Origin of the sequence: Cellvibrio sp. ARAG 10.3 (assembly GCF_051846955.1) — a bacterium.
GTDB lineage: Bacteria > Pseudomonadota > Gammaproteobacteria > Pseudomonadales > Cellvibrionaceae > Cellvibrio.
On record NZ_JBPYCU010000011.1, the window covers coordinates 168,231 to 179,366 of the forward strand.

10 protein-coding genes and 1 riboswitch are annotated in these 11,136 nt (G+C 53.7%); of the genes, 5 read left to right on the plus strand and 5 right to left on the minus strand.

Annotated features, from left to right (window positions below):
- The first annotated feature begins 59 nt into the window (after positions 1-59).
- Complete coding sequence (locus ACSV5M_RS14795; protein ID WP_439177014.1) at positions 60-1,784, plus strand: hydrogenase maturation protein; 1,725 nt, start codon at positions 60-62, stop codon at positions 1,782-1,784.
- A 176-nt stretch (positions 1,785-1,960) separates the two neighbouring features.
- Here the strand turns inward: ACSV5M_RS14795 and ACSV5M_RS14800 are convergent, their stop codons facing one another.
- The 4 genes from ACSV5M_RS14800 to thiD form a co-directional block, all read right to left on the minus strand.
- Entirely contained in the window at positions 1,961-2,452 is a 492-nt protein-coding gene (locus ACSV5M_RS14800; protein WP_439177015.1) for a DUF1249 domain-containing protein, read from the minus strand.
- Between the two features lie 105 nt (positions 2,453-2,557).
- Positions 2,558-3,187 (minus strand): NUDIX domain-containing protein, encoded by a 630-nt coding sequence (locus ACSV5M_RS14805; RefSeq protein ID WP_439177016.1) that lies wholly within the window; start codon positions 3,185-3,187, stop codon positions 2,558-2,560.
- Positions 3,188-3,253: 66 nt separating this feature from the next.
- On the minus strand, positions 3,254-5,173 hold the full coding sequence (thiC, locus tag ACSV5M_RS14810; RefSeq protein ID WP_439177017.1) for a phosphomethylpyrimidine synthase ThiC: 1,920 nt from the start codon (positions 5,171-5,173) through the stop codon (positions 3,254-3,256).
- Positions 5,174-5,209: 36 nt separating this feature from the next.
- Positions 5,210-6,028 carry a bifunctional hydroxymethylpyrimidine kinase/phosphomethylpyrimidine kinase gene (gene thiD, locus ACSV5M_RS14815; RefSeq protein ID WP_439177018.1) on the minus strand — a complete coding sequence of 273 codons (819 nt, stop codon included), beginning with the start codon at positions 6,026-6,028 and terminating at the stop codon, positions 5,210-5,212.
- A gap of 74 nt (positions 6,029-6,102) precedes the next feature.
- Positions 6,103-6,194: riboswitch (TPP riboswitch) on the minus strand.
- Positions 6,195-6,619: 425 nt separating this feature from the next.
- Here thiD and ACSV5M_RS14820 point away from each other — a divergent pair.
- Together ACSV5M_RS14820 and ACSV5M_RS14825 are read left to right on the plus strand one after the other, a co-directional pair.
- Positions 6,620-8,023 (plus strand): TolC family outer membrane protein, encoded by a 1,404-nt coding sequence (locus ACSV5M_RS14820; protein ID WP_439177019.1) that lies wholly within the window; start codon positions 6,620-6,622, stop codon positions 8,021-8,023.
- 190 nt (positions 8,024-8,213) lie between these two features.
- Complete coding sequence (locus tag ACSV5M_RS14825) at positions 8,214-9,026, plus strand: LysR family transcriptional regulator (RefSeq protein ID WP_439177020.1); 813 nt, start codon at positions 8,214-8,216, stop codon at positions 9,024-9,026.
- Positions 9,027-9,127: 101 nt separating this feature from the next.
- Here ACSV5M_RS14825 and ACSV5M_RS14830 read toward each other — a convergent pair whose 3' ends face one another.
- Positions 9,128-9,331 (minus strand): PA3496 family putative envelope integrity protein, encoded by a 204-nt coding sequence (locus tag ACSV5M_RS14830; protein WP_439177021.1) that lies wholly within the window; start codon positions 9,329-9,331, stop codon positions 9,128-9,130.
- Between the two features lie 285 nt (positions 9,332-9,616).
- On the opposite strand from ACSV5M_RS14830, the gene ACSV5M_RS14835 reads away from it, so the two are divergent.
- On the plus strand, positions 9,617-10,072 hold the full coding sequence (locus ACSV5M_RS14835; protein WP_439177022.1) for an ATP-dependent zinc protease family protein: 456 nt from the start codon (positions 9,617-9,619) through the stop codon (positions 10,070-10,072).
- A 75-nt stretch (positions 10,073-10,147) separates the two neighbouring features.
- Entirely contained in the window at positions 10,148-11,053 is a 906-nt protein-coding gene (gene rimK / locus ACSV5M_RS14840) for a 30S ribosomal protein S6--L-glutamate ligase (protein WP_087468341.1), read from the plus strand.
- Positions 11,054-11,136: the final 83 nt, after the last annotated feature.

Genomic DNA, 11,136 nt, shown 5'->3' on the forward strand with positions numbered 1-11,136 from the left:
TTTCGTTGTAAATCAAGCGCGCAAACATCTACTTTCAACCCACCTGGGAGGGATCTGCTTTGAACATTTTATTGTTTGCTTCAGCTTATAACGGGATGTGTCAACGTGTACATCGGGAACTGGAAGCAGAGAATCATCGTGTCTCTATCGAGCTTTCGGCCAACGAGGAGGTTATGCAGGAGGCGGTTGAACAATTTCAGCCAGACCTGATCATCTGCCCGTTTCTCAAGCACCGTGTGCCTGAAACCATTTGGCGGGAGCATTTGTGTTTGATCGTGCACCCCGGCATCGAAGGGGATCGCGGCCCCTCTTCGCTGGACTGGGCGATTGATATGGAGCGCGGCCACTGGGGCGTGACTCTGTTGCAAGCCGACGAGGAAATGGATGCGGGTGATATCTGGGCCACGCAAGACTTTCCACTGCGCGACGCACCAAAAGCCAGTTTATACCGGCGGGAAGTCATCGCCACCGCAGTCGCCGGCATCAAAAAAATTCTGCTTGAGGCCATTCAAAAACCGGATTTTCGTCCACGCCCACTGGATTATTCCAACCCGAATATTAAAGGAAAATGTTTACCTTTAATGCGCCAGGACTGGCGCAAGATTGATTGGCTCAACGACAACACGGCCACCATTGTTAAAAAAATCCATGCCGCCGATAGCTTTCCCGGTGTACTGGATGATATCGCCGGCAATACGGTGTATTTGTTCGGCGCACGCGCGGAGTACCGCAAAACCAGGGCCAAACCCGGCGAACTGATCGGTTACCGCGATGGTGCCGTGTGCCGCGCCACCCGCGACGGCGCCGTATGGATTCGCCAGATGAAGATGGCGCAACACGGTGAGAGAACCTATTTTAAATTGCCGTCATTGCAAGTCATCACCCAGCAATTCCACAACCCTGAATACTTTGAGCACCTGGGCGTGTTGGATTCGCAGGTTCAACAGGATATCACCACCGAAATTAAAAATGGCGTTGCCTACCTCAGCTTCGATTTTTACAACGGCGCCATGAACACCGAACAATGCATCGCCTTGCTGGCAAAACTGCGCGAGCTGCGAGCCCATGCCGATGTTCGCGTTATTGCATTGCTCGGTGGTGAAGATTTCTGGAGTAACGGCATTCACCTGAATTGCATTGAATCATCGAGCGACCCGGCCCACGAGTCCTGGCGCAACATCAATGCGATTGACGACGTTGTCCATGAGATCATCAACATGGAAAATAAAATCACCGTCGCCGCCTTGCGTAACAATGCCGGCGCCGGTGGTGCCATCATGCCGCTCGCGTGCGATTCTGTATGGGCTCGCGAGGGCGTTGTGCTGAATCCCCACTACCAAACCATGGGGCTGTACGGTTCTGAATATTGGACCTATCTGCTACCCAAACGCGTCGGCCAACACCTTGCCCATGAGTTGACCAGCCAATGCATGCCGATCTTGGCGAAAGCGGCCAAGGCTATCGGTATGGTGGACCAGGTGTTACCGGAAGATTGGGAGCTGTATCACCAGACGCTGCAAAAAGCCTGTGAGGAATTAACCAGGGACGACATTTTTTTCTCTACCCTGGAGCAAAAACAACAACGGCGAATCGCTGATGAATGCGTGCAACCGCTGGAGGCCTATCGCTCCGCTGAGTTACGTCAGATGAAAGCGATCTTTGATAATCCAGACAGTGATTACCACAAGTTGCGTTACAACTTTGTTCACAAGATCAGCTGCGGGAAAACGCCGGCTCGGCTTATCAATCACACGGCGAAAGAGAAGGTGTTGCAGATTGCTTGATTGTTTTAGAAAAATTTATGTATCAATTGTTAAAATCTTGCACACCCTGAGTTCGCCGGAAGGTGTGGTATGTCGAAACCCTCGCGTCAGGGATGACGTGAGGGAGCTACACGGATGTATTCACCGCGCTTTCGACATACCACACCTTTCGGCGAACGTTTTCGAAGCACAAGAAACTATTCCGTCGGCACCACACTATCCACACTGCGCCCTTTATTGAGACACAAAGATAAACACTCGCCAAGGAATTGATTGATCTGCAATTTTTCGTCGCTTTGATACATCGAACGATTGGGATATTCGTAACGCGGGCGTAAACGTCTGTGCCCTTCCCAGGCTAACACTTCCGCCACTTTTGCATCGTGATACATACGCAGGGTTAAACACGGCATTTGTAACCAGCGAGTAATGGGCGCGACCGGTGATTGGCGGAATTGGAAGGTGGTGGTGTAGGGCGAGCGCTCGATCACACGCAGGATCTGTAACCACTCCTGTTGGCCGCGCGTCACCATAAAACGGTATTCGTCCTGGGTAAGGCCGGTAACGAGTTTTTGCAGCCGCAGGTAGTTGGCTTCGCATTCTGCCATCTGCAAAGGAAAGTCCACCTTGTAAGGTTCCTTATAAGTGGCGTGTTCAGGCGTTGGCCTGTTGATGCGAAGTGTATACATAGACTCTTTTTCAATAAGTAAGACGATAACCACACCCGCGGTTAACTGCGGGCTGTCATAAAACTATTCATCTTGAATCAAGTGTTAGCCAGGCACGGAATTAAGTCAATCCGCCGGGGTGACATTTTCCGCTTGCAAACGGGGCCGATTCAGTTGCAGCCATTGTAGGCTAATCAATGCTGCAGCATTGTTAAACGCACCATTCAGCAGCTCGGCAAAGACGTCATCGGCGGCAAAGACGTGCATGCGGATGTCCTCGCCCTCTTCCGGCAAACCATATATTCCACCTGCCTGACTAAGGTCGCACAGACCGCAATAGAGGTGCAACTTTTCGTCGCTGCCGCCCGGGCTGGACAGGTAGTTGCAGATATATTCCATGGCGTAAGGCCTGACATCGGCCTCTTCGATAAGCTCCCGGCGGGCAACATCTTCCGGCGTTTCACCCGCTTCCAGCATGCCGGCGACCACTTCGTAACACCAGGGACCGTGAGGCTCATTCATGGCACCGACGCGGAATTGTTCGACCATGCCTATCAGATCACGGGCGGGGTCATAAAGCACCACACCGACCGCTTCACCGCGCAGGAATAGTTCGCGACCGATTTCGTGCCCCCAGCCGCCGTGAAATAATTTGTGGCGAAGGAAGACTTTTTCAACGCGGAAGAAGCGTTTATAAAGTTCTTCGCGGCGCAGGATGTCCACGTCGTCGCGGGTGAATTGGGGTTTTTCAATCATTGTTGGTCCTGTATAAAAATTTGTCGGATTACGGCGCTTTGCGCCTAATCCGACCTACGGGATAAATTACACCTTTTGATAGATCTCGGCGCCTTGTTGTAAAAACTCCTGGGCTTTTTGTTTCATTTCGGCTTCAACGTCGATCATCTTCACCACCTGATCTTCATCAATGGCAGAAATATCTGTGCCGTGTTGGGCGGCGTAATCGCGCACCTCCTGGGTGATCTTCATTGAGCAGAATTTTGGACCGCACATGGAACAAAAGTGTGCAACCTTGGCGGACTCTTTGGGCAAGGTTTCGTCGTGATAAGAACGCGCGGTATCGGGATCGAGGCCGAGGTTAAACTGATCTTCCCAGCGGAATTCAAAACGCGCTTTGGATAAAGCATTATCACGTAATTGTGCACCGGGATGACCTTTCGCCAGGTCTGCCGCGTGGGCCGCAATTTTGTAGGTGATGATGCCTTCTTTTACATCATCTTTATTGGGCAAGCCCAAATGCTCTTTCGGTGTGACGTAACACAACATTGCGCAACCGTACCAGCCTATCATCGCGGCACCAATGCCCGAGGTGATGTGGTCGTAACCTGGTGCAATGTCGGTGGTCAGTGGGCCAAGGGTATAGAAAGGTGCTTCGTCGCAGACTTCCAGTTGCTTCTCCATATTTTCCTTGATCATGTGCATGGGCACATGGCCGGGTCCCTCAATCATCACTTGCACGTCGTGCTTCCAGGCGATCTTGGTTAATTCGCCGAGGGTTTCCAGTTCGCCGAACTGTGCTTCGTCGTTCGCGTCAGCAATGGAGCCGGGACGCAAGCCGTCGCCCAGCGAAAAGCTGACGTCGTAGGCTTTCATGATCTCGCAGATGTCTTCGAAGTGGGTGTACAGGAAATTTTCCTTATGGTGTGCCAGACACCACTTCGCCATGATCGAACCGCCGCGCGACACAATACCGGTAACCCGTTTGGCCGTCAGCGGAACGTAACGCAACAACACGCCCGCGTGGATCGTAAAATAATCCACGCCCTGCTCGGCCTGCTCAATCAAGGTATCGCGGAAAATTTCCCAGGTCAGGTTCTCGGCAACACCATCCACTTTTTCCAACGCCTGGTAAATCGGTACGGTGCCGATGGGCACATGGGAATTGCGAATAATCCATTCGCGGGTTTCGTGGATATTTTTGCCGGTGGATAAATCCATCACCGTGTCTGCGCCCCAGCGGGTACCCCAGGTCAACTTTTCCACTTCTTCTTCAATAGAAGAGCCAAGTGCGGAGTTACCGATATTGCCGTTGATCTTCACCAAAAAATTGCGCCCGATAATCATCGGCTCCAGTTCCGGGTGATTGATGTTGGCCGGGATAATCGCGCGGCCCCGCGCGACTTCATCGCGCACAAATTCGGGGGTAATTTCATCGGGAATACTCGCACCGAAACTCATCCCTGGATGCTGCTGGTTCATCACGCCTAATTCACGCGCCTGTGCCAGCGCCATATTTTCGCGAATCGCGATGTACTCCATCTCCGGGGTGATGATGCCTTTTTTGGCATAGTGCATCTGCGACACATTCATGCCCGCTTTGGCGCGACGCGGCTGGCGGGTCAGGTTAAAACGCAGATGTGCCAACTTGGGATCATTCAGCCGCTCTTTGGTAAAGGTCGACGAGGTATCGGTCTGGATCTCGGTATCCGCACGCTCCTCAATCCACGCCGTGCGTACATCCGGCAAGCCATGCCGCAAATCAATGCTGACGTCCGGATCGGTGTAGGGGCCGGAGGTATCGTATACACGCACCGGCGGATTCTTTTCACCACCGAAGGCCGTCGGTGTGTCGGCCAGTGAAATCTCGCGCATGGGCACACGTATATCCGGCCGCGAACCTTGCACATAGATTTTCCGGGAACCGGTAAATGGCTGGATGGATGCGGCGTCGACCTGAGCACTCTCGCTCAGGATTTTTTCGGCAAGATTCTGGTTGCTGTTCATGGAATTCCCTCGTTAGTGCCAGTGCGTGCCTGGCTATTAATAAAATGAATGGAAATGATGGACCGGCCCTGCACCCTGCCCGATGTGTAATTCATCGGCACGGGCCAAGGCCTGGTGAAGATAGGATTTGGCCTGGGCAACCGCTTCCGACAGTGTCAACTGACGAGCCATCCCAGCAGCAATGGCTGACGCCAGGGTGCAGCCGGTACCGTGGGTGTTGCGCGTGGAGAGACGCGGTGCCGAAAAAGTCTGGGTGCCTTCATCCGTTAATAGAAGATCTTCAGCATGGGCGCCTTCGCCGTGCCCACCTTTAATCAGCACCGCTCGTGCACCCAATGCTTGCAGACGCTTGGCCTGATGCAGCCGGTCGGCATGGGTACGCGCCAGGCCGTCATTTAATAAAGCAGCAGCTTCATAAAGGTTGGGTGTAATCAGGGTAGCGCGGGGTAATAAGCGAGTGATCAATGCCTGAATGGCATCTTCCGCCAGCAGGCGATCACCGCTGGTCGCCACCATCACCGGGTCTACGATCAAGGGAATTGCCGTGTAATCCGCCAGGCTGTCGGCGACGGCTTGGATGATATCCGCAGTGGCTAACATTCCGGTTTTGATCGCGGCGACAGGAATGTCTGTCAGCACGGAAGCGATCTGTGCGGACACAAAGTCTGGCGGCACCGGCCAGACACCTTGCACCCCCAGCGTATTCTGGGCCGTCAGGGAGGTGATCGCACTGCAACCGAACACACCCAGGGCAGAAAAGGTTTTGAGGTCGGCCTGGATACCGGCACCACCGCCGCTGTCGCTGCCCGCAATCGTCAGCGCAATGGGAGTTGATGAATGAGTCGATGAAGTCATGGGCTGTCCGCAGGTGGCAGATATATGACGCGGAAACAGCAGGAGGGCAAGGCGGCAGACGCCGGGATAACTTGAATCTCGTTGCTCTCGTTTCCTACGCCGGTACTAACCGGATCAGGTCGACGGGTATCTCTCAGCCTAAAAATCAGCACCCCGACAAGAATGGGGGCAGTCTAGTGAACTCAGGGAGGCATGTAAAGCGAGGCGCTTTGTTGCTCTACTGACAGGATCTGACACCGACGACCGCCATACTCGCGCCCGCTGCTACCGGTTTATGTGAACCCGACAGTTGAACGACATCAGTGATATTAAAAATAAGGCACGAGCGTTTTATTTTGCCCCGCGGGTGAATCCAAATTCGCTGTTAATGGAGTCTTAATATCCGTCTCGTAGCCTTTGCTCGCGATGAACCAAGATGTCGGGATTTGCGTAGACTGCGCAGGGATTATGGTTACACTTAATGACATTCGTCATGTTTACTCTTTTTAACTTGCTGGGTTAAAGTGCTCGCTCGACCACCCCGGCACAACTCGCTACACTCACCGCTGCCATGCGTTTGCTTATTGGACGATTTTTACCTTGGACACCTCTATGAAGAAAACAAAACTTTATCTGTTGGTTGGATTATTTTCCTTTGGCCCGCTCTCGGCCAGCGCCAATAGTTTGCTGGATATCTACGAGCTTGCACTCAAGAATGATGCACAACTGAAAGCAGACACCGCTGCCTATGAAGCGGCTCAGGAATTGCGTAATTTAAATCGCGCCGGCCTGTTACCTCAAATTAACGCCAGTGCGACTTACTCTGAAAGCGATAGCGACGTTACCAATAACTCAAACACGCCCGTCATTCCGGACCCTACTGACCCCACTGATACGGGCGGTACAGGAAATATCAACTCAACCCGCACCGGTTGGGAAATCTCGCTGCAACAACCCTTATTCAACATGTCTTCCTGGTACACCTATAAGCAGGGCGTAAAGTTGAGTGAACAAGCCGAGGCACAATTCGGTGCTGATCAGCAAAGCCTGATCGTTCGTGTCGCTGAAGCTTACTTCAATGTATTGCGTGCAGTAGACACATTGGAAGCCACAATCGCAGAAGAGAATGCCTTGTCCCATCAATTGGAACAAACCCGCCAACGCTTTGAAGTAGGCTTAACGGCAATTACTGAAGTGCACGAAGCCCAGGCCGCGTTCGACAGCGCAACCGCAGCTACCCTTGAAGCGCGCGGCAATTTGAATATCAATTTTGAAGCACTGGAAGTGCTGACCGGCCAAAGCCACGAACGGATCGCTCCCCTGGCACCACAATTCCCGGTTGTTGAGCCCGTACCGGCTGACCGCCACGAGTGGGTTGAGTTTTCACTGAAGAATAACTACTCACTTAAAGCTGCTCGCCTGGGCGCAGAGGCTGCGCGGCAAGTCTCCAAAAGCGCACGTTCCGGCCATCTTCCCACGGTAACGGCATCGCTGGGTTACAGCGATTATGACGATGATGGTGAAAGATACGGTGTATCCCAGGATTACAATACCGAAGGCTCCACGGTGGCAGTGACCCTGAATGTGCCCATCTTCAGCGGTGGCAGAGTATCGGCCGAGCGTCGCCAGACCTTCGCCCAAGCCACGCAATCACAGGAACTCTTTAACAGCACCCAGCGCAGCATCATCCAATCCACCCGCGCCTTGCATCTGTCGGTAGAGACCGGGGTCGCGCGCGTGCAAGCGCGCAAGCAGGCCATCGTGTCCAGCCAGAGCGCGTTGGAGGCCACCCAATCCGGTTACGAAGTGGGAACGCGTAACCTGGTGGAAGTGCTCCAGTCACAACGTCAGTTGTATCAGGCACGTCGTGACTATGCGACCGCGTTGTATGACTACATCATCAATACCATTCAGCTGCGTGAAGCCGCCGGTATGCTGACCCCGGCCGATGTACAGGAAGTGGATAAGTGGTTACAGGACAATGCCCCGGTAAACCGCAGTCAATATCAGTTGTAATGTGTTAGTAAAAAAAATCCCCCTTGCTGCCCGCAAGGGGGATTTTTTTATGGCCATGCATTTTTGTTTTCCCACCTGTTTCCATCGTCCATCACACCAGTTCATCTGACAGGCGCGGACAATCGCGTTGCCTCGTCCAGAGGGTCGGTGTACATTCCGCTGGCTGTGCCATTGCCCTGACGTGCTGCCTATGGATATCGAACTGCTTAAAACCTTTATTGAAGTCACCCAGGTACGCCACTTCGGTCGCGCTGCTGACAACCTGTTCCTGACACCCGCCGCGGTCAGTGCGCGGATTCGCCAGTTGGAACAAATGCTCGGTGTTACCTTGTTGCACCGTATTCGCGGCAATATCCAGATGACGGCGGAAGGAGAACGCCTGCTGCCCCATGCAAAAAAATTGCTGCGCGCCTGGTCGGAGACACTGGAAGACCTGTCGATCAAGCTGGAGCCGGAAACCCATTTGACGATAGGCACCACAGCGTCGGTATGGCAGTGCGAACTGCCCGAGCTTATCCAGACACTGTTATCCATCTCTGCCAGCCGGGGGTTATCGGTTGAGTCGCTGTCGCACCTGGAATTGATTACCCAGATCCTCGCCCAGCAACTGGATCTGGCGGTGGTATTGGACTTGCCGCAACACCCTGAGCTACACGCCATCAAGATTGCCGAACAGGAATTGACCCTGTGGAGCTCGGCAGAAACAAGCTCACCATCCACGCCTTATCTGTTTATCGAATGGAGCGCGGCTTTCGCTGCATTTCACCACAAGCGCGTCGCCGGCATTGAACCTCGGTTGCGCACCACAGAGGCCGCCCTGGGTATCCAGTTTATGGCACAGGCCGCAGCCTCTGCCTATCTGCCCTCCACCCTCGCTTTAGCCGGGCGTGACTTTTATCGGGTAGCTGACGCACCGCGCTTTGTGCAACCCATTTATCTGGTCTATAAAGCAGGCAGGGAACACGACGCTGCATTAGCGCCCGTGCTGGCGACACTCAAATAGAAAGCCGCAACAGAGATGTTGATGGGGGAAAATGCATGCTAACTGGTTCGCGGCGGGTTCGGGCAAACCAGTTAGCCGGAATAACAAGGTGGGTGGGTTAATTAAAAATCCAGCTCGGACAAATCATCAAACCCAAGTTGGTCCTTGAGACGGCGACGCTCCAATCTGTCTTCGATTTTACGGCGCATTTCGAGCATATGTTGGCTCGCTTCTTTACCGGTGAGCTTGGGTTGCTCGTCATCGTCGATATCGATCACTTCATTCAATAAATCAGCATCAGCAGGGCTATGTTCATCGACAGACATAAAACTACTCCAGAATCGACAGATAAGGGATGTTAACGCAACTGCTACAACGACAACCGGGACTATGTCAGCCATAAAAGTAGGCTGCCGATTGACATCTGCCGCTACCTTTTTACCGGTTCAGGCAGTTTGTCCCGCGCTATTTATCATAGCTATGACGCCAAACAAAGCAAAAAAAATTTGTCGAGACGAATAATATTTTTCATTTTACCCACCGCCCCTGGCCAAGTAAAAACCGCACCCAGCACGGCGACGCAGACACCGCACTACCCATGAGGAGAAACCGTGGCCACGACAGAACAACAGCTGATCGGCTGGCGAGAGTGGATTACATTAACCAGCTTTGACGCCACTCGAATTAAGGTCAAAGTGGACACCGGAGCCAAAACCAGCGCCCTGCACACTTATTACGTCACGCCATTTGAGCGGAACGGTGAAGCCTGGGTGAGATTTGGGCTGCATCCCCTGCAAGGGTGTACCACCAGCAGTATCGAATGTGAGGCACCGATCAAGGACCGGCGGCAGGTCACCGATTCCGGTGGGCATCGCGAGTGGCGATTTGTCATTGAAACAACCGTTCAACTCAAGGACCGGCAGTTTCCTATCGAAATTACCCTGACGGACCGGGAAAATATGCGCTTTCGCATGTTGCTGGGCCGTAGCGCCCTGCGGCAGGGTTACGTCGTCGACAGCGCCAAATCTTTTGTCCTGGGCGGCAGCAAGAGTGAACCACCCGTGTAAATCACGGCCTCAGTGCTTACGCCCGGCGTAACAGTCCTTAATACAACTCCCTAATTTATTTACCTCGGTCATTTTATGAAAATTGCCATACTGTCTCGCAATCGACGTTTGTACTCTACCCGCCGCCTGGTGGAAGCCGGGGTTAAGCGCGGCCATGAGATGCATGTCATCGATATTTTGAAGTGTTACATGGACATCACCTCGTCCAGCCCCGCGATCTGGTACATGGGCAACAAACTCGAAGATTTTGATGCGGTTATTCCGCGCATCGGCGCCTCGGTTACTCACTATGGCCTGGCAGTGATTCGCCAGTTCGAGATGATGGGGGTTTACTGCCTGACAGAATCCGTGGCACTGGGCCGCTCGCGCGACAAACTGCGCGCCCTGCAATTGCTCTCACGCAAAGGCCTGGGCTTGCCCAAGACCAGCTTCGCTTACAACGTTCACGACACCAAGGAACTGATCAAACTGGTGGGCGGCACGCCGCTGGTGCTGAAGCTCTGTGAAGGCACCCAGGGTCGCGGTATCGTGCTGGCCGAAACCCCCAAGGCGGCAGAGAGTGTGATCGAAGCCTTCCGCGAATTGCGCGCTGAATTTCTGGTGCAGGAATTTATCAAGGAAGCCGGCGGCAGCGATGTGCGGTGTTTTGTGATCGGCAATAAGGTCGTGGCCGCCATGCAACGCACCGCGCAGGAAGGTGAATTCCGCTCCAACCTGCATCGTGGCGGTACAGCCAGGATCACCAAACTCACCCCCACGGAACGGCGCACCGCGATCAAAGCGGCTACGACTATGGGCTTGCACGTCGCCGGTGTGGATTTGCTACGCTCCAGCCGGGGCCCGCTGGTGATGGAGGTGAATTCGTCGCCGGGCCTGGAAGGTATTGAAGCCGCCACCAAAAAAGATATCGCTGACGCCATCATCGCCTTCACCGAAGAAAACGCCCGCCCCCACGCCAACCGCACCCGCGGCCAGGGTTAATCACTCTCCGTAGATACCATCTCTCCGATACCACCACAAGCAACCCATCAGGCCGCTTGTGGTGAGTATGCTGTTTGATGCTT

What these genes read in the sequence shown, in the direction of transcription:
- ACSV5M_RS14800 (WP_439177015.1), bottom strand. Translation starts at nt 2,452, where the DNA reads ATGTATACACTTCGCATCAACAGGCCAACGCCTGAACACGCCACTTAT.
- ACSV5M_RS14805 (WP_439177016.1), bottom strand. Translation starts at nt 3,187, where the DNA reads ATGATTGAAAAACCCCAATTCACCCGCGACGACGTGGACATCCTGCGC.
- thiC (WP_439177017.1), bottom strand. Translation starts at nt 5,173, where the DNA reads ATGAACAGCAACCAGAATCTTGCCGAAAAAATCCTGAGCGAGAGTGCT.
- thiD (WP_439177018.1), bottom strand. Translation starts at nt 6,028, where the DNA reads ATGACTTCATCGACTCATTCATCAACTCCCATTGCGCTGACGATTGCG.
- ACSV5M_RS14820 (WP_439177019.1), top strand. Translation starts at nt 6,620, where the DNA reads ATGAAGAAAACAAAACTTTATCTGTTGGTTGGATTATTTTCCTTTGGC.
- ACSV5M_RS14825 (WP_439177020.1), top strand. Translation starts at nt 8,214, where the DNA reads ATGGATATCGAACTGCTTAAAACCTTTATTGAAGTCACCCAGGTACGC.
- ACSV5M_RS14830 (WP_439177021.1), bottom strand. Translation starts at nt 9,331, where the DNA reads ATGTCTGTCGATGAACATAGCCCTGCTGATGCTGATTTATTGAATGAA.
- rimK (WP_087468341.1), top strand. Translation starts at nt 10,148, where the DNA reads ATGAAAATTGCCATACTGTCTCGCAATCGACGTTTGTACTCTACCCGC.